At 70.3% G+C, this 24,599-nt stretch carries 22 protein-coding genes; 6 read left to right on the top strand and 16 right to left on the bottom strand.

All coding sequences use genetic code 11. The features are described from left to right. The first annotated feature begins 532 nt into the window (after positions 1-532). Positions 533-2,092, top strand: coding sequence for a hypothetical protein (locus BL254_RS18545; RefSeq protein ID WP_139342395.1), 1,560 nt, complete (start codon positions 533-535; stop codon positions 2,090-2,092). Positions 2,093-2,525: 433 nt separating this feature from the next. Here BL254_RS18545 and BL254_RS18540 read toward each other — a convergent pair whose 3' ends face one another. The 4 genes from BL254_RS18540 to BL254_RS18525 form a co-directional block, all read right to left on the bottom strand. Then, entirely contained in the window at positions 2,526-3,761 is a 1,236-nt protein-coding gene (locus BL254_RS18540) for a PHB depolymerase family esterase (protein ID WP_235433687.1), read from the bottom strand. A gap of 35 nt (positions 3,762-3,796) precedes the next feature. Then, entirely contained in the window at positions 3,797-4,585 is a 789-nt protein-coding gene (locus BL254_RS29115; protein WP_076844274.1) for a hypothetical protein, read from the bottom strand. A gap of 311 nt (positions 4,586-4,896) precedes the next feature. Continuing rightward, complete coding sequence (locus BL254_RS18530) at positions 4,897-5,754, bottom strand: mechanosensitive ion channel family protein (RefSeq protein WP_076844272.1); 858 nt, start codon at positions 5,752-5,754, stop codon at positions 4,897-4,899. A gap of 466 nt (positions 5,755-6,220) precedes the next feature. Beyond that, positions 6,221-6,925 carry a hypothetical protein gene (locus BL254_RS18525; RefSeq protein ID WP_139342393.1) on the bottom strand — a complete coding sequence of 235 codons (705 nt, stop codon included), beginning with the start codon at positions 6,923-6,925 and terminating at the stop codon, positions 6,221-6,223. Positions 6,926-7,149: 224 nt separating this feature from the next. Between BL254_RS18525 and BL254_RS18520 the strand changes: the two genes are divergently transcribed. After that, positions 7,150-7,848 carry a UdgX family uracil-DNA binding protein gene (locus tag BL254_RS18520; RefSeq protein ID WP_217699317.1) on the top strand — a complete coding sequence of 233 codons (699 nt, stop codon included), beginning with the start codon at positions 7,150-7,152 and terminating at the stop codon, positions 7,846-7,848. Between the two features lie 165 nt (positions 7,849-8,013). Here the strand turns inward: BL254_RS18520 and BL254_RS18515 are convergent, their stop codons facing one another. The 3 genes from BL254_RS18515 to pdxH all read right to left on the bottom strand — a co-directional run bounded on the left by BL254_RS18515 (position 8,014) and on the right by pdxH (position 10,846). Continuing rightward, a complete protein-coding gene (locus BL254_RS18515; protein ID WP_175648415.1) occupies positions 8,014-8,973 on the bottom strand; it encodes a L,D-transpeptidase in 960 nt (319 codons plus the stop codon). After that, on the bottom strand, positions 8,970-9,620 hold the full coding sequence (locus BL254_RS18510) for a hypothetical protein (RefSeq protein ID WP_052914792.1): 651 nt from the start codon (positions 9,618-9,620) through the stop codon (positions 8,970-8,972). Before BL254_RS18510 ends, BL254_RS18515 begins: the two co-directional genes overlap by 4 nt. A 329-nt stretch (positions 9,621-9,949) precedes the next feature. Then, positions 9,950-10,846 carry a pyridoxamine 5'-phosphate oxidase gene (gene pdxH / locus BL254_RS18505; RefSeq protein WP_083731188.1) on the bottom strand — a complete coding sequence of 299 codons (897 nt, stop codon included), beginning with the start codon at positions 10,844-10,846 and terminating at the stop codon, positions 9,950-9,952. 254 nt (positions 10,847-11,100) lie between these two features. Here pdxH and BL254_RS18500 point away from each other — a divergent pair, with 254 nt between their 5' ends. Next, positions 11,101-12,195 carry a citrate synthase 2 gene (locus BL254_RS18500; RefSeq protein WP_047224181.1) on the top strand — a complete coding sequence of 365 codons (1,095 nt, stop codon included), beginning with the start codon at positions 11,101-11,103 and terminating at the stop codon, positions 12,193-12,195. Further along, positions 12,188-13,306, top strand: coding sequence for a phosphoserine transaminase (serC, locus tag BL254_RS18495; RefSeq protein ID WP_076844268.1), 1,119 nt, complete (start codon positions 12,188-12,190; stop codon positions 13,304-13,306). Before BL254_RS18500 ends, serC begins: the two co-directional genes overlap by 8 nt. A 191-nt stretch (positions 13,307-13,497) precedes the next feature. Here the strand turns inward: serC and BL254_RS18490 are convergent, their stop codons facing one another. Beyond that, entirely contained in the window at positions 13,498-14,865 is a 1,368-nt protein-coding gene (locus BL254_RS18490; protein WP_076844266.1) for a citrate synthase, read from the bottom strand. Between the two features lie 414 nt (positions 14,866-15,279). Here BL254_RS18490 and BL254_RS18485 point away from each other — a divergent pair, with 414 nt between their 5' ends. Continuing rightward, positions 15,280-16,299 carry an aldo/keto reductase gene (locus tag BL254_RS18485; protein ID WP_083731187.1) on the top strand — a complete coding sequence of 340 codons (1,020 nt, stop codon included), beginning with the start codon at positions 15,280-15,282 and terminating at the stop codon, positions 16,297-16,299. A 53-nt stretch (positions 16,300-16,352) separates the two neighbouring features. Here the strand turns inward: BL254_RS18485 and thpR are convergent, their stop codons facing one another. Beyond that, the gene (thpR, locus tag BL254_RS18480; protein WP_047224164.1) at positions 16,353-16,949 is read right to left on the bottom strand and encodes an RNA 2',3'-cyclic phosphodiesterase; all 597 of its coding nucleotides are present in this window, start codon (positions 16,947-16,949) and stop codon (positions 16,353-16,355) included. Between the two features lie 173 nt (positions 16,950-17,122). Here thpR and BL254_RS18475 point away from each other — a divergent pair, with 173 nt between their 5' ends. Then, positions 17,123-18,136 carry a Gfo/Idh/MocA family oxidoreductase gene (locus tag BL254_RS18475; protein WP_047224165.1) on the top strand — a complete coding sequence of 338 codons (1,014 nt, stop codon included), beginning with the start codon at positions 17,123-17,125 and terminating at the stop codon, positions 18,134-18,136. A gap of 200 nt (positions 18,137-18,336) precedes the next feature. Here BL254_RS18475 and BL254_RS18470 read toward each other — a convergent pair whose 3' ends face one another. The 7 genes from BL254_RS18470 to BL254_RS18445 form a co-directional block, all read right to left on the bottom strand. Further along, positions 18,337-18,792 carry a MarR family transcriptional regulator gene (locus BL254_RS18470; RefSeq protein WP_013871824.1) on the bottom strand — a complete coding sequence of 152 codons (456 nt, stop codon included), beginning with the start codon at positions 18,790-18,792 and terminating at the stop codon, positions 18,337-18,339. An 11-nt stretch (positions 18,793-18,803) separates the two neighbouring features. Continuing rightward, entirely contained in the window at positions 18,804-18,974 is a 171-nt protein-coding gene (locus BL254_RS27865; protein WP_157180555.1) for a hypothetical protein, read from the bottom strand. Between the two features lie 253 nt (positions 18,975-19,227). Further along, a complete protein-coding gene (locus tag BL254_RS25280; RefSeq protein ID WP_254858276.1) occupies positions 19,228-19,653 on the bottom strand; it encodes a winged helix-turn-helix domain-containing protein in 426 nt (141 codons plus the stop codon). A 652-nt stretch (positions 19,654-20,305) separates the two neighbouring features. Beyond that, the gene (locus BL254_RS18460) at positions 20,306-21,478 is read right to left on the bottom strand and encodes an LLM class flavin-dependent oxidoreductase (RefSeq protein WP_076844262.1); all 1,173 of its coding nucleotides are present in this window, start codon (positions 21,476-21,478) and stop codon (positions 20,306-20,308) included. Positions 21,479-21,599: 121 nt separating this feature from the next. Then, positions 21,600-22,115, bottom strand: coding sequence for a cupin domain-containing protein (locus tag BL254_RS18455; protein ID WP_076844260.1), 516 nt, complete (start codon positions 22,113-22,115; stop codon positions 21,600-21,602). Further along, positions 22,112-23,110 (bottom strand): ABC transporter ATP-binding protein, encoded by a 999-nt coding sequence (locus BL254_RS18450; RefSeq protein ID WP_076844258.1) that lies wholly within the window; start codon positions 23,108-23,110, stop codon positions 22,112-22,114. Before BL254_RS18450 ends, BL254_RS18455 begins: the two co-directional genes overlap by 4 nt. Beyond that, on the bottom strand, positions 23,083-24,006 hold the full coding sequence (locus BL254_RS18445) for an ABC transporter permease subunit (protein ID WP_076844256.1): 924 nt from the start codon (positions 24,004-24,006) through the stop codon (positions 23,083-23,085). Before BL254_RS18445 ends, BL254_RS18450 begins: the two co-directional genes overlap by 28 nt. Positions 24,007-24,599: the final 593 nt, after the last annotated feature.

Raw genomic sequence — 24,599 nt, 5'->3', positions numbered from 1 at the left:
GTCTGGATCATGATCCGGATCGGCGTTCGCGGCTGGCACCCGCCCCGCGTGACCGGCGCTGCCAGGCGATCGAAAGCCTCGGATGACCGCGAAAGCCCAGTTGATCGAGGAGTGCGCGGTCGTGGTTTCCGCGGTGCCCGCAACCCGGAGTGTCCGTCCAGCGTCTGGTCATGATGAGGATCCCGCGATCCGGCGTTTGTCAACTGGGCGCGCGCAACGCCAGCGCAACGCCGTGGTACACCGATGGGGGGACATATGACGTGGGCGCGGATCGTGAGGAGGTTGGTCGGTGGCGGATGATATGCGACGATCTGACGCGTCGAACCCACGTCGAGCCACAGTCGCGGACGGCGTGCCGGYAACGGCGGACCGTCCCGACGCGGGGCCGGTTCCCAGCGGCCGTGGCGACTACCCTCCGAGTTCATACCAGAACCAGGATGCTGAGCGCTACTACAACGCCCGCCAGTATCAGGATCCTGGTTCGTACCGGTCTCCTGACTCTCGCCAGGGGTCTTTTTCTCCCCGGGCGCCTGTGGGCCCCCAGCCGGCGGCCGGGGGATATCAGCCGCCCGGCGGTTATCCCCCGCCAGGACCGGGAGCGTATCCGGACTCGCGGTCACCTGGCCCGCCCCAGCGGCAGGGCGTACCGCCGCGGGCCGGCTACGCCCGGGACGAGCCGGACACCGGCTACGGGCCCCCGGCGGGCTATCGCGCCGAGCCCGCCCCCGTGCCCGGCGGGTACGCTCCGGCGGCCGGATATCCCCTGACAGGCGCTCCCCAGGCCGGCGCATCCGATTTCTACGGGGAGCAGACCCGGCTCGCACCGGGGGCGAGGCCCTTCGGGCCGCCGCCGGTCGATTCCGCCCCGCGCGCGGGGGAGCCGTACCGGGAGGTACCCCGCCCGCAGGCTCCCCCCGGCGCTTCCGGCGGCCCCCAGCCCGGGGCCGCCGGCTCACGGCAGGCAGGCCGCTACCAGCCCGGCGCGCCTTACCCGCCGGATCCGCTGCCGCTCGACGGGCCGGCGGCCGGCGAAATGACGGTCTTCACGGACCTGCGGTCCAGGAAGGGCAGCGACCGTCCCGGACGCCCGGACGGTGTCCCCCCGCCCCGGACCAGGCAGGTCGGCGCCGACACGTCGACATCGACATCCCGCCGGCCAGGGCCGGACCATTCCGACGACCGCCGAGCGGGCCCGTCGGCCGCCGAGCAGGACACCACCGGTGAGCAGGTCGGCACGCTCCGGGCCGAGTCGGGTCGGCGTCGGGATGACCGGGGCGACCCCCGGTCGCCGGACCGGTCCGCGAGCCGCTCCACAGAGCGGTCCACAGAGCGGTCCACAGAGCGGTCCACGGACCGATCCACAGGGGACGCCGGAACGCGCCGGAACCGTCCCCGGGACGCCGCCGGGCTCCCCTGGCTGCTGCGTCGACTCGTGTACGCGGTGGTGATCCTCGGTGTCGCCTTCGCTGTCGGGGGTGGAGCCGGGTTCGTGTGGCAGAAGATCAGCGGTGGTGGGGGCGGCGGTGCGGCCGCCGTCACGGCCCGGCCGTCCGCGGCGTCCGGTGACCCGGCCGGCGCCACCGCGGGACCCGGAGCGCCCGCGAGCCAGCCGCCGGCCACGACGGCGCCCCCGGCGACCGTCCCGGCCGACTGGGTCGCCGTCACCGACGCGCAGCAGAAGGCGGCGTTCTCCCATCCGGCGGCCTGGCAGCAGCGTCGGGACAACACCGCGGTCTTCTTCGTCGAGCCGCCGGTGGGGAACGCGCGGTCCGGCGGCCCGCAGATGGTCGGTGTCGCCCGGGTCGCCGGGACGGACCAGGCGGCCGCGCTCACCGCCGTCCAGGGTTCGGAGTTCACCATCCAGCCCGGCGTGACCAGGGAGACCACCCGGACGGTGGCGGATCCCGGCGGCGCGCAGGTCCAGGAGTGGGTTGGCTCGTACCTGCGCGAAGGGCAGCGGGCCACCTACGTGATGCGGGCGGTGCCGGCCGGGGACGCGGTCTATGTCCTGATCGCCCGCTCGTCGGCGCAGTCGGCAGCGACCGCGACCACGCTGCTGGAGAGCCTGCGCGCCTCCTTCCGCCCGGCATGACCCCGGCGGTACGGGACGAGCTGTCTGGATGGGCAGTCTGGGGCGCCCGGGCGCACCGGGCAGGCCGGAGCGCTCTTATACACCGGTTACCAGCAGTAACACTCGATTTTGCTGGATGAGAGAGCAGGAAACGAACAGCTGTTACAGCAACTGTTTGCTTCTTGTTTCGATGCTCTGATGGCTCCGGAACCGGGCCGTATTACCTGATCGACGCTTCGTCTGTTGCCGTGCGTGCTGTCGCCGCGCGATGGTGTGGATCTCCGGTCCGACATGGGCCTCTGCCGCCGTTGGCCTTTTGTTGATGATTTTTATTGTTGTGGAATTTTTATTCCGTTGTTTTATGCGGACGCTAGACCTGTTCCGCGGCCCTGTTCCACGCAGGCGGCGCTGCCTGGAGCACCCGCCCGCGTCGGCCGGTGGCCGTAGGGCCGGCCTACAGGTCGGGTCCGGGAGCGGGTGAGCGCATCGGGGCGAGCAGCCGCCAGATCACCGTGGCGGTGTCGAAGCGTTTCGGGCCGGTGGCGGGTGGCCAACCGTGGGCGAGGCCGGGAAGCAGGAACTCCACGATCCGCTTGCCGGACGAGCACACCGTCTCCTGCCTGATCGCCGTGTACCCGTCGTGGGCGGCTGACGCGGCGCCGGCCCCAGGACCGCTCGTCGCGGTGCGGCCCCCGGCGCCAGCCGGTGGGGCGAGGGCAGCGACGGCCTGGCCGGGCGCCGCCTGTTGCGCGCCCCCGCCACGGCTGGCCGGGCCCGCGGCCCCGTCCTCGTCGAGGCCGACGAGTTGGCCGCCGGCCGCGTTTCCGATGGCGCCACCGTCGCTGCCGACCGTGAAGGTGTCCTGCGGCAGCGACGGTTCGGCGCAGCCGGCACTGGCCCGGAAGGGCGACAGGCTCTCCCGCGCCGACCGCAGGGGCGTCCCGAGCGCCTCGGACCAGGCCTCGCCGGCGTATGGGACGCGCTTGTCGAGCTGGCCGTGGATGGCCACCACGGTCACCGGTTTCGCCGGCGCGCAGCCGGCCGTCTGCAGGCTGGCCGCGACCACCGCGATCCCGGCGATCTCGCCAGCGTGCTCRCAGGCGTAACGGTAGGCGATCATGCCGCCGTTGGAGAAACCGACAAGGAACACCCGTTGCCGGTCGATCGGGTAGTGCTGCTCCARATGCGAGATGAGCGCCCGTAACCATCCGACGTCGTCGACCTGCGCGGCCGCGGACTTTCCGCAGCAGGTGCCCGCGTTCCAGGAGGTGTTGAGCGCGTCAGGGTAGGCCACGGCGAACCCGGCGGTGCCCGCGAGCGCGTCGAAGCCCCACAGCGACTGTGGCTCCGAGCTGTCGTTGTTCAGGCTGTGCAACGCGATGACGAGTGGGAAGGGCGGGGCGACCGTGATGGCCGGCAGCGTCAGGCGTAACTGTGTCGTGCGTCCTGATCGTTCGTACGCGTCCGGCCCGGTTGTCGGGGTGGGCACGGTGATCATGAGCGTGGTCGGGGAGGGGGTTGGCAGGACGCGGTCGTACAGAGCCGCGCATCCCCCGGCACACAGGGCCAGCACGGACGTGAACACGGCGCAGCAGACCAGCACGTCACGCCGCAGCAGGCCGCGGCGGCGAGGCGAGCTACGGCGGCGGCGCTGGGACAGCAGCGCGCGGGCCAGACGGGAGGGCGGCATCACACATATTTTGTCCTGTTGGTGACAGAAGTCCGTCACCGGTGCCGGCGTTGACTCCCCCGGATGGCTCGAGTTCTGCGCGTGATGTCCGTTTCACGGTCCCGGCCGGCGAACGGAATGACTCTCGCGGATGGCAGTGGCGCGGACGGTAATGAGCCGCTGGGGCGGGCGGGTGGTGCGGGAGGCGCAGAGGGCGCGGAAGAAGGACGGCCCGCGGCGGTCCCGGTCGCTCCGGTGATCCCGGTAGGGGATCCGGTGGGAGGCCCGCTGGTCCCGCCAGCGGGTGAGGTGGCCGCTGGACTTCCGGGGCAGGCCGAATCCGTGGGCGGTCCTGTCCTGGTGGTGGATGTGGATCCGGACGCCGTGCGACCAAGATCTGTTCCGGATCTGGATGCCGAGCGGCCCAGGTCGGTGCCGGTGCCGGTGCCGGGACCGGGCACCGGGCCGGAGTCGACGGTGTTCGGGGCTGTTCCCGTGACCTGGTCCCGCTCCGGATCCGGACCAGGCTGGTCCGTCCGTACCACGCCCAGGCGCGGGCGCCCCGCCGCGTCCAGGGGAACGGTCCAGTCCACTACGCCCGCGGTGTCCAGCGCGTCCGCCGGGTCGGTGTCCGGCAGGGGCTGCAGTACCGCGGAGCGGTACTGCACGAACGCCTCCCGCGCGCGGCTTTCCAGGTCGTTGACCAGCTCGAGCTGTTCGCGGACGCGGCGTTCGCCGGCCGGCCCGGCCGCAAGCAGGTCCGACAGGCAGCGGTCGACGGCGCGACGGGCCTGTAGCCAGACCAGGAGCAGCCGGGAGCGCTCCAGGTCTGATGGCGTGTCCACCGAGATGTCTCCCCACTTCCCGCGTGCTGCGTGACGTGCTCCGTAGTGACGTGCCCCGTAAGTGGCCTTGGCTGTCGTTGGTTGCGACTCGCTGTCGTACCAGAGTGCCTTACCCACTCCTGTCGCGCGCGTCAGTTCGTGGAACGGACACGTGTCCGTTGCGGCCGTTCTGGACCGTTGTCGCTATTGCGGTGGCTGTTGGTATGGCGGCTTGCTGGTGCGGCGGCCGGCGTCGCCACAGGCGGCTTCGTTGGTGTGGCGGCCGGCGCCGCCATCGGCCCCGGACGCCGGCCGCTCCCGTGGTTGGAAGGTCATGACTGCCGGGTGGGTCCGGCGTGGCCGTCGGGTTCGCCCGTCTCCTGCCGCGGGGGGAGCGGATCCGGAGGGGTGTCCGGCCGTCTGCCGGTGCGACCGGAGGCGACCAGGTCACTCACGGAGACCACCATCGGCTCCTCGGCCGCGGAGCGTGCCCGGTTGCCGTGCCACGTCGACCGGGCGCTGGTCAGCTCCTGTCCGCCGCGACGCAGGGCCTCCTCCCAACGCTGTTGCATGGGACGGATGAGCCCGCCGCCCACCCCCACGATCGTCACTCCGGTGACGGTTGCGAGAACAGCGTAGAGCATCGGTGTTGTCACGGATGTGGCAAGGCCGAGTTCGTCCAGGSCGGCCTTGCCAAAACCGATCATGATGATGGTGGCGCTGACGACCCCCGCCGCTCCGGCGTAGGGCAGGCCGCTGAGCGCGTTGCCGACGTAGCCGCGCGCGGCGGACGCCAGGGTGGCGCCGATCACGAGGACGACGCAGGCGAGCACGGCCCGCGCCAACATGACGATGAGATCGTGAACGAGGATGCTGACCGGGTTGACCCCGAACACGCCGAGTGCCAGCTGGAGAAGTGCCAGCGCGGCGATGGCGAACGTGAGCCGCATGAGGCCGGCGCGCAGGTCGGCCGCGGGGCGACGGAGCATGCGGGCCAGCCCGCTGCGGTCGAGCAGGTTGTCGGCGCCGGCACGGACCAGGAGACGGTTGACGGCGCTGACGATGCCACGGGCCGCCAGGCCGCCGGCGAGCAGGATGAGCACGAACGCCCCGATCTTCGGCACGCTCTGGATGACGGATGTCCACGCGTCCTGGACACCCTGGTCCCAGCCGGCAGCCTGCGGTACCAATAGTCCTCCTCCGTCTAGGGGGCCAGAGGCGGCGTGATCGTGCTTGTCTCCCGCTGCCGTGGCCCGGCTCCCCGGGCCACCGTCAGGGCCGAGGGCGACGCGACCGTGTGTTTCGCGCTCGGGGTTGCGCACCGGATCGGTGTCGAACGACGACGTCTGGAGACGCCTGGAACATGCCGTAGGTCCCCACAGGGGTGGCCGCTAACAGAACACCTCATACATAGCGATCGCGMCATGTTGCCACACGGTCTCTGAAAGTAGCTTTCGTGTAGTCCATCCATGGATGCCCCGAACAAAAGGGACGTCTGGTTGCCAGCGAGATGGCAGCACCCCGAGGTGGAGCGCTGCCAGGCACAACGGCGCTGCCAGGCACAACAACGCCGCGAGGTGGCGGTAGCCCAGGCCCGTCGGCCCCGTCTCCCCGGCCACCGCCGGGGAGACGGTCCTCTCCTGACCGGCGTGCCGCCTACTGGTTGGCGGTCTTTCGGACGATCTGCTTGGCGATCCGGTTCACGACGGCCTGGTCGGGTGCGTCGAACACCCGGCCGACCAGGAAGGAGCTCTGCACCTGGCCGGCGAAGACGAACATCACGTCGAACGTCATCGGCACCGCCGGCCCGTCGAGGGTCATCGACGCCTTCACCCTGGTCAGCGCGGTGACACCGGCCGGGGGCGTGCGTTTCGTCGTCGACAGGATCGTGAAAGTGCTGCCCTCGGGCAGGTCGGCGGCCTCGGTGTACCCGCGTTTGAGCAGGTCACCGACGCAGGAGGGGAAGGACGGATCGGCCGCGATCCGGACCGCCTCCGTTATCACCTCGGCCGGGTAGACCGCCGCCACCGAACCCATGAAGACCAGGTTGTCGTTCGTGGCGAAGTAGGGTCCCTTGGCTGAGTCCAGCGGCTCGATCTTCGGATCGGCTCCCGACCTCCCGACACACGCCGCGAAGCCGGTCATCGCGGCTACGGAGAGGGCTCCACGGTTGTCCAGGGACGTGCTCGCGTTGAAGCCGGTGGTTTCCGGCCCCTCGGTCAGCACGTAGTCCCCCGCGTGCAGGTTCGTCCGGGCGGCTGCCGACGCGACCGGGACCACCGGCTGTTCCGGCGTCGTGTTGCCGGCGGGCTGCCGTGACCCGCCGCAGGAGCCGCTGGCGAGCGCCAGCAGAACACCCACGAGAGTGAGGCCGAGTATCCGGATGCGAGAGCGCCGCGCAGGCCGGGACGTTTCCATGATCTTAGTACCCCCCTGGCTGCGGTGGAGCGTTCGGTGGGTTCCCGATTAGTCCAGTATGCACTGATTGCATGGAGTAATATTACCGCTACGGCTGTCCGGGGCCATGCCCGCTACCGGGTGGGTGGCGACATCAGCCCCACCGCGGGGGATGTGAGGATGCGACCGTGACGAACGACTCTTTTCCCACCGGTGCCGGCACCGGCGCAGGCACCGGTGTCCGTGGCGGGGGCGGTGCCCTGCCCTTCGTCCCGCCGGATGCCGACCTTGCCGGGCTGGCCGCGGCCGCCGCGTCCTGCCGGGGCTGTGAGCTGGCGGACCTGCCCGACACCCGGACCGTCTTCGGGGAGGGGAATCCGCGTGCGCGCCTGGTCCTCGTCGGCGAACAGCCCGGTGATGTCGAGGACCGGCGTGGCCGGCCGTTCGTCGGGCCCGCCGGCAAGCTGCTTGACCGGGCGCTCGCGGACGCCGGGATCGACCGGGCCGAGGCGTATGTCACAAACGCGGTCAAGCATTTCAGGTACCGCCGCAACGGCGGGCCGCGGCGTATCCACCAGACACCGGACGCCCGGCAGGTCACGGCCTGCCGGCCATGGCTCGCGGCCGAGCTGAACCGGATCAGGCCGCGGCTGGTCGTCCTGCTCGGCGCGACCGCGGGGCAGGCGCTGCTCGGGCCGTCGTTCCGGGTGACGAAGATGCGCGGCCGGTTGCTGCCCGGGCCGCCCGGATCGGACGCCCAGCTGATCGCCACGTTGCACCCGAGCGCGGTGCTGCGGGTCGAGCCGGCCACCCGGGACGAGGTCTACGCCGGCTTCGTCCATGATCTGGAACTCGCTGAACGCACCCTGGCCGGCATGATGGGCTGACCGCCGGACCGCCGGACCGCCGGACCGCCGGACCGCCGGACCGCCGGACCGCCGGCCGGTCTGCCGGCGCGCGTCCGGGGGAACCGGCCGCGGGAGGCGGCCGACGCCCGCCGGAAACGACACCGGGCGCCCGTGGGTGTACCGACGGGCGCCCGGCGTCCTGGATCAGGCGACGATCTCCACTGGCGTGCCCAGTGGGAGCAGGCGCGCGAGCCGGGTGATGGTCTCGTTGCTCACCCGAATGCAGCCATGGCTGACATCCTGGCCGAGCAGGTTCGGCTGGTTCGTCCCGTGAATACCGATCACCGGCGCTCGTCCCTCGAAGGAATCGAGGGTGGTCGAGAAGCCGCTCAGCCCGAACGCGTACGGCCCGTACGCGCCGGCCGGGTTGCGGGGCTGGAGCAGTTCGGTCAGATAGAACTTGCCGCCCGGGGTCGGAGTGTCACCCGTCCCGACGGCGGTCGGCTCGTCGACAATGACCTGCTGCTTGTCATAGACCCGCAACCGGTGCTCCTTGCGGGCGACCTCTACCCRGTAGCTGGTCTGGCTGGCCTTCACCTGGGCGTCCTTCACCCAGCCGGTGGTGCCGGCGGGCTGGACCGGCAGCAGCACCTGCCACCAGCCGGGGAGCTTCGCCACCACCAGGAAGACCCGCGGGGCACCCGCTTCGTTCGGGTTGCTCAGCTGGGAGACCACGCTCGCGGCGATCGGCGACTTGTAGATGTCCACCTTCGGGACGACGGCGGTGACGATGGTGGACGTCCCGTCCTGGTTGACCGATGCCGCGGCGGCCAGTTCGCTGTGCGCCGCCTGCGGGACGGCCGTGCTCGTCGGCGCCGTCGGCTGGGTGCCCGTCGGCGAGTCCGCCGATCCTCCGCCGCAACCGGTGAAGGCGATCAGCCCGGCGAGAACGAGCGACGGGATTCCCGCGCGCCGCGGGGACAGCCGCCGTGGGGGCGGTGTGTTGCCGGCCGCTGCCGCCGCCGACACGGATGTGGATGTGGATGTGGACACGGGCGTGCCTCCGGTGGGCGCGGCACCAGCGGGCATACCGGTGGACGAAACGGCGTGTGCCGCCACCCCGGAGGCGGGGCGACGGCACACACTCGAACCCAGGAGCATCATCCTGTGTAGTAGACCCGGTCCGTGACCACGGCGTTCGCCGGTGTGGAGACCGGTACGGTGGCGCCGCCGGTGTCGACATCCTGCTGCTGATCCGCGCCGCCTCCGCCGTTGTCCGCGCCGGGGCAGTTGGCAACACCGATGGCCGGGATCGCCTTGAGCAGGCTGCCCGACAACAGGTCGAACGGAATGGCCAGGACGGCGTCGAGCACGTGGGTGACGAGAGTAATCAGTCCGCCCGGCGGGATCTCGCCGGTGCCGCCCTTGCCCTTGGTGTCATACCAGCCGAACCCGAAGGGCTTGTCGGAGGTGTTCTTCAGCTGCCACTTGCCCCCGTCGGGGCCGCAGGAGTGCAGAAGCGCCAGCGGCTGGGCCAGCAGGTTGCCCACTTTGCTCAAGTCGAGCAGGCCCTGGATGTCCACCGGCAGGCCGGGAACGAGGCTGAGCAGGTTGTGCAGCACGTCCGGGGAGAGCTGCGTGATGTCCGCCGGGAGGTTGGCGGGAAGGTTGGCGGGAAGGTTGGCCGGGAGGCTGAGCGGGAGACCCGACTGCGCCGGCACCTGCTGGACCGTCTTCGCCGCGGTGCCCGGGTCAGGAGCCGACGTCGTGTCGTCTGCCCATGCGGCCGGGGCGGTCAACCCGATCAGCATTGATCCGATTACGCCGGCTAGAGTTAGCCGCGTCCTGCCTAAACGCATTGTGTTTGCCCCCTCAAGGCTTTTGGCATGCCGGAAGCGGGCCTGTGGCCGCTGTCACAGCAGCATGTTGCGAGGGATGCTACCAATGGGCTTGCGCAACTCGCACGCGGAGGTGCCAGTTGTGATCAAAAGCGTAACCGCGTGTGATGGAATTGTGTTTCTGTAGATTATTCGATTCGGCCGGCCGGCTTGATTGACGATTGTGTCATGTTTGCGAAGCGGCCTTGTCGCGGCCTGCCGCAAAGGCGCTGGCGCATAAGAATTTCCCAACACGCCGCGTCTCATGGTGACAGGCGCTCGACGATCCAGCGGCCATCCGCGTGTGACTGGCCGTGTTCGCCGGTACCGGGTTCACCGGACCGCGGTTCACCAGCCCGGACCTCGTCCGCGGAAGTGTCGGCAGGAGTGTCGTCGGCATCGATTCGACGATAGCGCAGCCGGTCGTGCAGCCGGTCAGGGCCTCCCTGCCAGAACTCGACCGTTTCCGGGACGAGCCTTATCCCTCCCCAGAACGCCGGCACCGGGACCGGTTCCGGCGCCGGCCAGCGAGCGTCCAGCTCGGCCCAGCGCCGGTCCAGCCAGTCCCGGGAACCGATCACCTCGGACTGCCGGCTCGTCCACGCCCCGAGCTGCGAGCCGCGCGGCCGGGACCGGAAGTACGCCGCGGTCTCGGCGCGTGACACCTCCTCGAGCCCGCCGACGGCGACGATCTGTCGTTGCAGGGCGTGCCAGGGAAACACCAGCGAACCGTACGGATTCGCGGCGGCCTCCCGGGCCTTGCGGGAGCCGAGGTTGGTGAAGAGCGTGAAGCCGCGCTCGTCGAATCCCTTGAGCAGAACGGTCCGGGCGCTGGGCCGGCCGCGGGTGTCCGCGGTCGCGAACACCATCGCGTTCGGCTCGGGCAGTGCCGACCCCGGCTCGGCGGCCACCGCGGACGCCTGCTCGTACCAGCGCGCGAACTGGGCCACCCAGGTGGGGGCAAGGTCGGACTCGTGCAGCCTGCCCGCGCTGTAACAGCGCCGTTGGGCGGCGGGATCGGGCACCGGCGGCCGGGCGTGGTTCGGGCGGGCGGACACACCGTCGATCGTGTCACCTTTCTCCGGGCAGGCCCGCCCGGAGGCCCGCCCCGGTGACGTCGGGTACAGGTGATCTTCTGGGTCGAAAGTGACCTGCGCCACGTCGGCGAGGCCGTTACGGCCGGCGAGGCCCGGTCTGCCGGGTAAGTTCCGATCGCGCTCGCCGTGGGCCGCCGGCGGTGTCCTGCCGGGCTATGGCACCGCTTCCGCCGAGAGGGCAGGATGCAGACAGGTAATTCTGCCCGATGATGCAACCAGCTCAGATCAGCTATCGGCTGGCGTTCGGCGTGCCCAGACCCCGCGTCGTCGTCCACGCGACCGGCCGGCGGAGACAGGAAGCGGAGCCCCGGACTTCGATGTCTGAGAAGACGAGTGATTTCAAGCCCGGTCTCGAGGGCGTGATCGCCTTCGAGACCGAGATCGCCGAGCCGGACAGGGAAGGCAGCGCGCTACGGTATCGCGGCGTCGACATCGAGGATCTTGTTGGCAAGGTCGACTACGGCCACGTGTGGGGGCTGCTCGTCGACTCCTCGTTCGAACCCGGCCTGCCACCGGCGGAGCCGTTCCCGCTGCCGGTGCACTCCGGCGACATCCGGGTGGACGTGCAGAGCGCGCTGGCGATGCTGGCTCCCCACTGGGGGTTCGGCCAGCTCATCGACATCTCCGACGCCCAGGCGCGCGACGATCTTGCCCGGGCCTCGGTGGTGGCGCTGTCCTTCGTCGCGCAGGCGGCCCGCGGCCTCGGCCAGCCCGCCGTCCCGCAGAAGGAGGTCGACCGGGCTCGCACGATCACCGAACGTTTCATGATCCGTTGGCGGGGTGAGCCGGATCCCAAGCATGTCCAGGCGGTGGACGCCTACTGGGTGTCCGCGGCCGAGCACGGTATGAATGCATCCACGTTCACGGCCCGGGTGGTGGCCTCCACCGGCGCGGACGCGGCGGCCTCGCTGTCCTCCGCGGTGGGCGCGCTCTCCGGCCCGCTGCACGGCGGCGCCCCGTCCCGGGTACTGGCGATGCTCGACGAGGTGGAGGCCACCGGAGACCCGACCGGATACGTCCGCCGGGCGCTGGACCGCAAGGAGCGGCTGATGGGCTTCGGGCACCGCGTGTACCGCGCGGAGGATCCGCGCGCCCGGGTGCTGCGCCGCACCGCGCGCGATCTCGGCTCGAACCGCTACGAGGTGGCCGAGGCGCTGGAGGCCGCCGCCATCGAGGAGCTCACCAACCGGTACCCCGACCGCCCGCTGCGGACGAACGTCGAGTTCTGGTCCGCGGTCGTGCTCGACTACGCCGGGGTGCCGGCGCACATGTTCACGTCCATGTTCACCTGCGCGCGTACCGCTGGGTGGAGCGCCCACATCCTGGAGCAGAAGCGCACCGGGCGCCTCATCCGCCCGTCCGCCCGCTACGTCGGCCCGGCTCCCCGGCCGCTCGGAGATATTCATGCCTGACCAGATCGTCATCCCCGAACATCTGCGTCCGGTCGACGGACGCTTCGGCTGCGGGCCGTCCAAGGTCCGCCCCGAGGCGGTGGCCCGGCTTGCCGCCACCGGCACGTCGCTGCTCGGGACGTCGCACCGGCAGAAGCCCGTGCGCGCCCTGGTCGGGCGGGTCCGCGCCGGGCTGGCCGAGCTGTTCTCGCTGCCCGACGGCTACGAGGTGGTGCTCGGCCTCGGCGGGGCCACCGCCTTCTGGGACGCCGCCGCCTTCAACCTCGTCCGCGAACGCTCCCAGCACCTGGTGTTCGGGGAGTTCGGCGGCAAGTTCGCCGACACGACGAAGGGCGCGCCGTTCCTGGCCGAGCCGTCGGTCGTCTCCTCGGCACCGGGCAGCCACCCCGAGTGGGCGCCCGAGCCGGGTGTCGACGTGTACGCGACGCCACACAACGAGACGTCCACGGGCGTGGCCAAGCCGGTGCGCCGCCCGATCGGGGCGGACGCGGGAGCGCTGCACCTGGTCGACGCGACCTCGGGCGCCGGTGGCCTGCCGGTCGACATCTCGCAGGCGGACGCCTACTACTTCGCGCCCCAGAAGAACTTCGCCTCCGACGGCGGACTGTGGGTGGCGCTGCTGTCCCCGGCCGCGCTGGAGCGGCTGGCCGAGATCGCCGCCTCCGACCGCTGGATCCCGCCCTTCCTGGACCTCACCACCGCCCGGGACAACAGCGCCAAGGATCAGACGTACAACACTCCCGCGGTCGCCACGCTGTTCCTCTTCGCCGACCAGGTCGAGTGGATGCTCGCGGGCGGCGGCCTGGACTGGTGCGTGCGCCGCACGGCCGAGTCGTCGTCGATTCTCTACACCTGGGCGGAGAAGACGAGCTACGCGACGCCGTTCGTCGCAGACCCGGCGCAGCGTTCCCAGGTTGTCGTCACGATCGACTTCGAGGGCRTGGACGCGGCCGCGGTCGCCCGCACCCTGCGGGCCAACGGCATCGTGGACGTGGAGCCGTACCGCAAGCTCGGCCGCAACCAGTTGCGGGTGGCCTGCTTCCCGGCGGTCGAGCCGTCCGACATCCAGGCGCTCACCGGCGCCATCGACCACGTGGTCGAACGTCTGTAGTCCGCCGTAGCCCGCGTAACCTGCTTTTCCGTCAGCCTTTCCACCGGATTTTTCCGGTGGGCCGCTTTTCTCCGTTTCATCCGGACCGTTCGTTTCCGACGCCGTGCCGGTACTGGTCCTGGAGTGTTCCGCGGAACACTCCAGGACCAGTACTCATCGCTCTTTCCACGGGACCGGGGGTATAGCGGTTTCTACCGACGCGGGCGGGTCGGGGCCGCCTGGGCCGCCAGCGCCGCGATCGAGTCGGAGGCACCGGCGAAGTCAGGCGAGCGGTCCTCGATCAGCGTGTACGGACGCTCCTCGTGGCCGACGTAGAGCTGGCGCGGCCGGGCGATCTTCTGCTCCGGGTCGAGCAGGCCCTCCTCCCACTGGGCGAGCCAGCCTGGCATCCGCCCGACCGCGAACAGCACCGGGAACATCTCCACCGGGAAACCCATCGCCTGGTAGATGATGCCGGTGTAGAAGTCGACGTTCGGGTAGAGCTTCCGCTTGATGAAGTACTCGTCCTCGAGCGCGACCCGCTCCAGTTCCAGGGCCAGGTCGAGCAGCGGGTTCGTCCCGGTGACCTTGAACACCTCGTCGGCTATCTGCCGGATCACCCGGGCCCGCGGGTCGTAGTTCTTGTACACCCGGTGCCCGAATCCCATCAGCTTCTTCTTGCCACTCTTGACCTGCTCGATGAAGGCCGGGATGTTCTCCACCGACCCGATTTCGGTGAGCATCCGCAGTACCTGCTCGTTGGCACCGCCGTGCAGCGGGCCGTACAGCGCGGAAATAGCCGCGGCGGCTGCCGAGAAGGGGTCGGCCTGGGAGCTCCCGACGGCCCGCATCGCGTTCGTCGAACAGTTCTGCTCATGGTCGGCGTGCAGAATGAACAGGACGTCGAGGGCGTGCTCGAGAATCGGGTCCGGCTCGTACTTGAGCTCGGTGGCCTTCCACATCATGTTCAGGAAGTTGCCGGCATAGGACAGGTCGTTGTCCGGGTAGACGTACGGCAGCCCGATCGAGTGTCGGTAGGAGAAGGCCGCCAATGTCGTGATCTTCGCGATGAGCCGGACGATCTGTAGCCGGCGCAGCCCGGGATCGGTTATCTCCTTGGCGTCCGGGTAGAAGGTCGACAACGCGCCGACGCTCGACAGCAGGATGCCCATCGGGTGCGCGTCGTGGTAGAAGCCGTCGATGAACTTCTTGATCGATTCGTGGACGAGCGTGTGGTGCGTGATCTCGCTTTCCCACACCGCCAGCTCCGAGGCCGTGGGCAGCTCCCCGGCGAGCAGCAGGTAGGCGACCTCCAGGAAGCTGCTCTTGTCGGCCARCTCCGTGATCGGAAAGCCGCGGTAGCGCAGGATGCCGGCGTCGCCGTCAATGAAGGTGATCGCGCTACGGCAGCTCGCCGTGTTCGTGAAAGCCGGGTCATAGGTCAGCAGGCCGAAGTCGCTCTCGTCAAGCTTTATCGAACGCAGGGTGTTGGCGCGGATCGCGCCGTTCTCGATCGGGATCTCATAGGTCCGGCCGGTGCGGTTGTCGGTGACGGTCAAAGTGCTGACCTGCTCGGTCACGCCGGGCTCCTCTCGCTGTAGCGATCACGTCGGTGTGGCTCACGCCGGGGCCGCGGCGTCGGGGTGTGGACCGCTCGGGCCGGTTCGGCGGTAGGCAACGGTTGTCCCCAAGTCTCGCGGTTGTGGCCTGCACACGCCCGTGATCGGTGTCTTCCGCCCGACGTGTCCTACGCCACCCGTTACATGCGGTTCGGCGGCAAGCTCTCCATCTCATTCCTTCCGGCATGGTTGGCCATGATTCGGGGCCGTCCGTGGATGGCGCTTCCGGGCATCGCCACGGGGCTTCGTGGACGGTTCCGCGGAAGGGTCCGCCGGTGTCTTCCGGGCACCGCTTACGGCGGACGGCGTTCGCGTCGGCATAGTGGGTCATGGGCGCTCCGGGTGGGCCGGTCGCCGATGACGGGAGATTGTTCTGTGATCCACGCGCATCTTGGCCGTACCGGCGTGCGGGTGTCCCGGCTGTGCCTGGGCGTGATGAATGTCGGACCATCGGTGGGCACGGACCTCTCCGGCACAGTCATGGACCGGGCGCTGGACGCCGGTATCACCTTTTTCGACACCTTCCTCGACACCGCGAACGCCCACGGGCGGCCCACCCGTGCCACCGGATACACCGACGCGGGCGCCGCCGAGTACGCTGTCGGTGACTGGCTGTCGAGGAGCCATGGGCGCCGTGACCAGATCGTGCTGGCGACCGGGCTGCACGGACCGGCCAGCCCGGGCCCGGGCCGGCCCGCGGGTGACGGGAAGCTGTCCGGGCCCGAGATCCGGCGGCGTTGCGAGGAGTCGTTGCGCCGGCTGCGCACCGACCATATCGACCTTCTTCRGATATCCTCGCCGGCCCGGGACACCCCATGGGAGGAGATCTGGCAGGCCACGGACATGCTGGCCGCCCAGGGGAAGATCGTCTATGTCGGTTCGTCCGGCCTGGCCGGCTGGGAGATCGCGGCGGGCAACGAGGCCGCGATGCGGCGGCGTTCCCTCGGCCTTGTCAGCAACCTGTGCGACTACAGCGTGCTGGAGCGTGCGGCCGAGACGGAGGTGCTGCCGGTCTGCCAGTCCTACGGCGTGGGCGTGATCGGGCRCAGCCCGCTGCTGGACGCGCTGCTCGACGGTGTTTCAGCGTACGCGCCGGCGGGCGTGCCGGAACAGCGGCAGGTGGAACTGCGGCAGGTGGAACGGCGGTTGGAGCGGCACCGGCCTCGGTTCGAGGCGTTCGTGGCCCTGTGCGAATCGTTCGGTGAACGACCCGCGAGCGTGGCGCTCGCCTGGCTGCTCGCCCAGCCGGAGCTGACCGCGGCAACCATCCGCCCGCACGGTGTCGACGAGCTCACCGCGGCGCTGCGGGCGCTGGAGATCGTTCTTGGCGAGCGGGAACTGGACACGCTGGACAGGATCGCTCCCGGGCCCGCCGTCGCCGTGGCCGACAGGTGATCGTGCCGCTGTGGCGGGCCCTGGCGTGTCAGCGGGCCCAGCCCGCCGGCGACTCAGCCCGCCAGCGGCCAGGTGGCCGTCGTCGCGTACGGGGGGCCGGGCGGTGATCCGCTGCTCATGAGGGCGAACCCGGTCGCCGTCCACGGCCGGGCGCTGACCCCGGCGAGGCTGTCGACCAACACCGCCAGGTCCGGTTGATCGGCCGGTGCCGGTGCGTCGGTGTGTCGGCCCTGCCGGTGGGGGGACGGCCGGTGGGTCGCGAGCGTGAGGTGCCCCCGCCACTCGCGGGGGTCCAGGCCGTCCGCTCCGGCCTGCCTGGCCGCTTGGGCGACCGCACGGGCCAGTGGCGCCAGCGGCCGCTCGTCGACCGCCGCGAACAGCACCCGGCTCCCGAAGCGTCCGCCACCAGAAATGGTCACCGGTGCCGGCGGGTGCTCGGCGGCCACCCGGGCCAGTGCCCGAGCCAGCGCGGGCCGGACGCCCGCGGGTACCTCGCCGAGGAAGGCGAGTGTGATGTGCCAGCTCTTCGGTGAAGCCCACCGCAGCCCCACCGCCGGCCCCGACCGGTCGGCCCGTAGCCGCTCGACGGCATCGGCGAGTGGCTGCAGGACATCCTCCGGTGGGAGCAACGCCACGAACATCCGAGCCATGACCGCGGATTCTGCATGATGCGGCCGCCGGTTACCGACACCGGCTCCACCATTGATGGGAATGATGGTAATAAGTCGGACAAAAAGATCTCCTCCTGTTGGCGTCGGGAGTTTGATGCCGGGTAGTTACGAATAACGCTCCAGGCCCCCGCGCTGGAGGGCACTATCGGTATGTGACAACGGTTCCCGAGTTGGTGGCCCAACGTGATCCGACAGGTGCGCGCGAATGGCGGGAACGCCGACGCGACACCCGACGACTGCTGCCCGACCTGCCCGGCGCGATGGCTCTGGCGACGGATGGCAGCGACCGCACGACCGCACCGGTGCTACGGGACGCGGGGGTGGACGTGGTCGGCCTGCTCGCGCCCGAGCCGTTGGAGTCGCTGGCCTGGGCAGCGGAGGCCGAGGCACCACGCGCCTACGCGGATCTGGTCGCGATGCTCTCCGACGAGATCGAGGCCGTGTGCATCGAAATGGGGCCGCCCGGCTCCGACGTGATCGCGCGCCGCTCCGTCGAAGCCGGCCTGCACGTGCTGCTGGCTCGTCCGACGACCGCCGACCCGGAGTCGCTGCGGGCCGTCGCCGACCTGGCGGAGGAGTCCGACCTCGCGCATGTCGTCGCCATGGACGGCCGGGCCTGGCCGGCGGCCTGGCATGTACAGGCGTCGTTGGCCGCCCTCGGCCGGATCACCCAGGTGACCGTACTCGGGGCCCCGGCGGGGCAGTCCGGCCGGGCCGAGATCGTCGACCTGGTCGTCCGCTGGTGCGGGGAGGTGCTCGCCGTCTGCGCCAGCCCGGACGCCATGCCCGCGGCCAGGCTCACCGCCGACGCGCCCGTCACCTTCGCGCTGCTGTCGGCCAGCGGCGCCACGGCACTGATCAACGAGCGGCCCGACGGCCGGCTGGAGACCGCCACGATCACGATCTGCGGGACCGGCGGGCGGATGGTGGTGCAGGGCCGCCGCGTCCTGCGCCAGGACGCGGACGGCACGCGCGATCTGCTGATGCGCGCGGTCCCGGGCGCACGTCCCGGTCTGATCGAGGCGACCTACGACGTCGTCCGGGTCACCGAGCTGGGCGACCCCGCGCTGGTCCGTGGCGCGACCTTCCACGACCTGCTCACCATCGCGCGGGTGCTGGCGGCCGCGGACGCGTCCGAGGAGGACAGCGGCTGGGTGGAGCTGTAGGACGGCATGGGTGACATGGATTACATGGATTACATGGGTTACATGGGTTACATGGACGGTATGGGTGCATGACGCGCGGCATGGAGAGACGGCGCCCGGTCGACGACCTGGACGCGGATGCCCCGCCCGCGCGCACCAGCACCGGTGGTGGCGGGCCGTGTCACGGGCCGACGGCGGCCCCCGTCATGAGCCGGCCCCCGTCATGAGCCGGCCAGCGTGTCCAGGATGGGCGCGGCCCGCTCGAGCGCGGCCATCTCGTCCGGGCTCAGTGACGCCAGCCGTTCGGCGAGCCACTCGTCGCGGCGCCGGCGGTCGGCCTCCAGCAGGTCGATGCCCGCTTCGGTGATCCGCGCGATGACCTGCCGGCCGTCGGAGGGATGCGCGCCGCGGGCGACCAGGCCCGCTTCGGCGAGGTGGGCGACCACCCGCGTCATCGACGGCGGCTGCACCCGCTCGTGCGCGGCGAGCTCACCGAGGGTCATCGAGCCGTGCCGTTTCAGGGTGGCGAGGGTGGCGATCTGCGTGGGTGTCAGGGTGTTCGACCGCTCCTGGCGCATACGCCGCGACAGCCGCATCACGGACAGGCGGAGAACCGATGCAAGCTGGGCTTCGGCCACGCCGTCCATCGGGTCAAAGTACTTCTCCGCTGCGCTCATTACCAGAAAAACTACGTGTTTCCAGCGGTATGTGCCCACCGCTGGCTGGCGTCGCGACGGATGCGCCCGGCGTCGGGCGCGGGAGCGGCCTTGATCGGGAAACCGGGCTCCGGCTGACCTCGTGTCACGCCCCCCGGCATGATGATCTCCTTGGCGTGGTCATGGTAGTCTTCAAGAACCATACCGCACGGTGATTCTTCGGATACCCGAGCGTCACAGTAGCAGGCACGGTAGCGGGCACGGTAGACAACTGGACTCACCGACATGTCCCGCCGCGCGGACGACGGCCCGCCCCGGCACCCGGGACGGCCTCGACGTTCGAGGTGACCTCGGCGCTCGAGATGGCCGCGTGGCCGGGACGTCGGTCAGGCTGGGCCCACTGGGTGACGGTCGTTCGGGCGCCGTCGGTGCGACCGGAGCCCCGTCGGGCCCGGCCTATGCCTGGCGGCCCGTGGAGACGGGACGGTAGCGGTAACCGACCCGGCGGATGGTCTCGATGCGGTCTCGGTGCTCGGGCCCCAGCTTGCGCCGCAGCCGGGTGATGYGCACGTCCACGGTCCGGCCGGCCGCCCGGGGGTCGTCGTCGAGGTTGTAGCCCCAGACCGAGCGCAGCAGCGCGGTGCGGGAGTGCACCAGCGCCGGATGGCGCACCAGAAAGTCGAGCAACTCGAACTCGAGATAGGTCAGGTCGAGCAGCTTTCCGTCGACGAACGCGCTCCAGGTGGGACGGTCGATCCACACGCCGCGCTCGGGGCGCTGCGGCGTGGTGGTCGGCGCGCCGGCCGGTGCGATGATCGGTGAACCGGCCGGGGGCTGGACGGTCGGCTGCTGCCAGGAGGCGGCGCGACCGAGTACGACCACATCGCGCTCCGGCTGCTGCCGGAGGGGGGTGGCGACCGTTGCGCGRGCGGTTGTCAGGGTGTCCAGGCGGCGTCTCTGCGTCACTGTGAGACGGGGCTGCTCAAGGTGGGACGAACCTGGGCGTGGCGCGGTCATGTGAATGGCTCCTTCGGATTCCTCGACACCTCCCGGCTCGACCGGACTGGTACTCAGGTGCGAGAAAACATGTTGTGTCGTTTTCGATCAGTGGTCACATAAATTCTGACGGACGGCCGCTACGGCCAAAAGAATTTTGCGGAACGGGCTGGTGAGCGCTGATCCTGTCTCTAGCGCGCGAGGGAGCCCGGACAGTACTGATCGAAGTCGTGTTCGCGACGAGGAGGCCAGAAAGCCTCGAGAAGGAGCCCGGCGTGCAGCGGACCAGCGATGCGTGGTCTCGGCTCCACGTGATAATTCACATCCGAAGGATAACAGAGCTGGAAAGCTTCGTGGAGGTTGCGTTTCGTCGTGCTGGCGCCGGGTTTTCCCGCTGTCGTGTGCTGGTTGTGTTTGCCCTGGCGTACACGGTATCCGGCGATCCCCCCGGGATCGCCGGACGGGGGCGTGGACCGGTTGACTGGTAGCACACCCACCCGCCTGTCGACTTTACACTCGGTTCACGTTCGCTTCACGTTCAGTTCACGCTCGCGCCGTTGGCCGCCAGTGCCGCGGGTCCCGGCGCGATCGCGGTGCGGTTCGCGGCCTCCCCCCGGTCCCGACGGGCGACCTCCTCGCGGACCAGCGGGATGAGCTGACGTCCGTAGTCGATGGTGTYGTCGTAGGGGTCGTAACCACGGATCAGCACTGTGGTCACGCCGATGTCGATGTAGTCGAGCAACGCCTGCGCGACCGTCTCCGGGGTGCCGACCAGAGCCGTCGAGTTGCCCGCGGCACCGGTGGCGGCGGCCAGCGGCGTCCACAGCGCCCGGTCGTGCAGCTCGCCGGCGGCGGCCGCGGCCAGCAGGCGCTGTGACCCGACGTTCGCCGGGGCCCGCTCAGGGCTGAACGCGTGGCGGAACTGGCTGAAGATGTTGCCGGGCGCGGCCAGGTTCGCGCGGGTGTCCGCGAGGATTCGGTGCGCCCGCTCCCAGGCAAGGTCCTCGGTCGGGCCGAGGATCGGCCGGAACGACACGCTGATCCCCGGCCTGGGCCGGCCGGCCCGCTCGGCGGCCTGGTTCACCGCGGCGATCTGCTCGGYGGTCTGCGCCAGCGGCTCGCCCCACAGGGCGAACACGTCCGCCTGCCTGCCGCCGACCCGGTAGGCCGCCTGTGACGACCCACCGAAGTACAGCGGGATGTGCGGCTGCTGGACCGGGCGCACGGTGGCCAGATGGTCCGCCAGCTTGTAGTACCGCCCCTCGTGGCTGAACGGCTCGGTGGACGTCCACGTCTTGCGGACGATGTCGAGGTATTCGTCGGTGCGGTYGTAACGTTCGTCCTTGGTCAGGTAGTCGCCGTCCCGCCGCTGCTCGGCGTCGCTGCCACCGGTGATGATGTGGACGGCGATCCGCCCGCCGGAGAAATGGTCGAGGGTGGCGAAATAGCGGGCCGCCACCGTCGGGAAGACCACGCCCGGCCGGTGCGCGACCAGATATCCGAGACGCTCGGTGTGGGCTGCGGCATAGGCCGCGACCTGGATGTTGTCGGGTGATGCRGAGCTGTAGCCGATCAGTACCCGGTCGAAGTCGGCGTCCTCGTGAACGCGGGCGAACCGGCGGACGTAGTTCGGGTCGATGACCGCTCCGGAGCTCCGATGCGTTTCCGACCCTTCGTTGGTTGCGATCAGTCCGATGAACTCCACAGGCATGGCGCTGCTCCTCGTGAACATGACGTGCGAGGTTGGGATGGATCGCGACCGCACGGGACCAGCGAGCGGTCAGAACGAGCGGTCAGCAGGGTCGGTCAGGACGATTGGTCAGGACGGTCGGTCAGGAACAGCCCTCGACATCCGATCCGTTGGTCAGGACCGGCCCGGCCCACCGCAGGTCCTCGAGGTTGACCACGATCCCCTCCTGGGTGCTTCGGGCGATCACGACGATGGCCTCGAGGCTCGGGTCGGGGTTCTCCTCGCGGTGCGGGACCCACGGCGGCACGAAGATGAAGTCACCCGGTGAGGTCCGCACCCGGACCTCACGGCCGGGGCCGGGCTCGTCCGTCCCCTCGACCGCCTGGTCGAGGAAGACGAACTCCGGATGGCCGCTGACCACGTAGATGGCGGTCTCGGAGCGGCCGTGATGATGGTTGCCGGACGCGGTGGCCGGGGCGACGTGCACCTGTCCCATCCACAGTTTGGACGATCCGACGGTCTTGCCGCTGATGGCGGAGAACCGGCGCATCCCCGATGTCTGCGCGRTGTCCGGGTCCAGCTCGCCCTGGGTGATCTGGTGCAGGCGGCGGTGGAACGGATCGACGTCCGAGTACGCGGGTATCTGAGAAGAGGTCATGAGAGGATTTTCTGTCTGGGCGGAGGTTCTCGGACATCGGCTGCCGGGTCGGGCTCGCCGTCCCGCGCCGGACGACCGTTGGCCGCCTCGGAGCGGGCATGCCCGACTCCAAGCCAGCCGAGCAGTTCGGCACGCAGCGCGACGAAACGCGGATCGCCGACGTCGCGGGGCCTGGCAAGGGCGATGGTCGCGCTGTGGGCGATCACCCCGTCCTTCATGACCAGAACCCGGTCGGCGAGTAGCAGGGCTTCCTCGACGTCGTGGGTGACCAGCAGGATCGCCGGGCTGTGACGTTGCCACAACTGCTCGACCAGCCCCTGCACCCGGATCCGGGTAAGCGCGTCGAGGGCGCCGAACGGCTCGTCGAGCAGCATCAGGTCGGGGTCACGGACAAGGGCGCGGGCGAGGGAGGCCCGCTGCGCCTCACCGCCGGAGAGCGTCTTCGGCCAGGCGTCGGCCCGGTGGGTGAGGCCCACCTCGGTCAGTGCCGCGGTCGCCCTGGCCCTGTCGGGCCGGCCGGGAAGGCCGAGGACAACGTTGCGCCAGACCCGTTTCCACGGCAGCAGGCGCGGTGTCTGGAAGGCCACGGCCCGCCGGGACGCCACCCGCACCTGCCCGCTGATCTCGGTGTCGAGGTCGGCGAGGATGCGCAGCAGCGTGCTCTTCCCGCAGCCGCTGGCGCCGAGCAGCGCGACGAACTGGCCGGCCGGTACGTCCAGGTCGAGGTCGTTGATGACGACGTTGCTGCCGAACGCGCGCCGCAGGCCGCGGACCGTCACGGCGAGCGGGGTGCCGTCCGGGGTCGGGAGCGGGCCGGCCGCCGGTGGGTGCGCGGGCGCCTGGTCCGCTTCCGGGGCTGTCGGTGGGTCGGCGCGCTCCGGCTGCCCGCCCGCGGTGTCGACCGGTGGACGGTCCACCGCTGGATGCGTCGGGGACTGCCCGGGCGCTTCCGGGCCGGGCCGGGCGGTCACGTTCCGCTGAATGCCGGTCGCCACGACAGCAGCACCCTTTCGAGAAGTCGGACGATGGCGTCGACGGTGAGTCCGAGAAAGGCGTAGACGACCAGGCAGACGACGATGATGTCGGTTCGCTGGAACTCCTGGGCGTCGTTCATCAGTTGCCCCAGGCCCTGGTTGGCGTTGATCTGCTCGGCGAAGATGAGCGCGAGCCACGAGATGGCCAGGGAGAAGCGCAGCCCCACCAGCACGTTCGGCAGCGCGCCGGGCAGGATGACGTGCCGGATCAGCCCCAGCCGGGTCAGCCCTACCGTTCGGGCGGCCTCGACGAGGCTCGAGTCGACGTTGCGGATACCAGCGTAGGTGTTGATGTAGAGCGGGAAGGCGACACCGRAGGCGACCAGGGCGATCTTTGGCGTCTCACCGATGCCGAACCAGATGATGAACAGGGGGATGAGGCCCACGAACGGCACGGTCCGGATCATCTGCACCGACGCGTCGATGAGATCCTCGCCGAGCCGGAACAGCCCCGCGAGCAGCGCCAGGAGGACGCCGACGGACCCGCCGAGCAGCACGCCGGTGGCGGCGCGGCGCAGTGACACCGCGATCGCCGTCGGCAGCTCGCCGCTGCCGACGAGGTCGGCAAAGGTGGTGACGACGGTCCACGGTGAGGCGAGCAGTTCGGTGGACGTGCTGCCACGCCAGCTCGCGATCTGCCACAGCAGCAGCAGGAGCAGCGGGCCCACCGGCCGCCGGACCCAGCGCGGGACGCCACGCCGCCTGGCGGCTGACGCGGTGACCGTCGTCAGCGCCGGGGCACCGCGCCCGGGCGGGACGTCCGGCAGCGCGGGCGTGTTGTCCGACGCGTCGGCGCCCCCGTCCTGGCCGGCCGCGCGCGCCGTGTCCCTCCCCGTGGGGAGTGTCTGTGTCGTCACAAATTCTCCGCTTGTGGATTTCTCCGCTCCGGATGTGTTTCCGGCGCCAGCACGGTCGCTGGAACACAGAGCCGGCGGGAACACAAGGCCGGCGGCGATGTCGGTGGTGACGCTGTCGATGTGCTGTGCCTGGCTGCCGGCGGTGGCGGCCGGCGAGGGGTCAGGGGGCGCTCTGGTGCTGTAGCTGCTCGGATCGACGGGCCGCCCTACCGTTCACCTGTGCCGCCGGGTGGACGCCGGACGCGGGTGGCGGCCGGCCGGAAGAACGGCGTGTATCGCGGCGGATCCGCCGGCTGTCTGTTGGGAACTGTCGCGATCCGTCGGGAGACCGCTCCGGTCGGGAGACCGCTCCGGTCGGGAGACCGCTCCGGTCGGGAGACCGATCCGTCGGGAGACACGGCCAGTTTGTCGGATATCCGAAAACAAACCGTTGTGGACGACCGAAGACGATCAGAAATTCCTGGCGCAGGCCTGCCGGGCGCTCGTCGCGTCACACCTTCAGATCGTCACACCTTCAGATCGTCACACCTCAGATGAGGTCACGTCCCTGGCCGGGACGCCGGACATGCGGCGGACTTCACCCGAAGAAGGTC

The sequence above is a fragment of the Protofrankia sp. BMG5.30 genome (genome assembly GCF_001983005.1).
Lineage (GTDB): Bacteria > Actinomycetota > Actinomycetes > Frankiales > Frankiaceae > Protofrankia > Protofrankia coriariae.
Note: the sequence above shows the minus strand (reverse complement) of the source record. Positions and strands in the feature narration are given on the sequence as shown.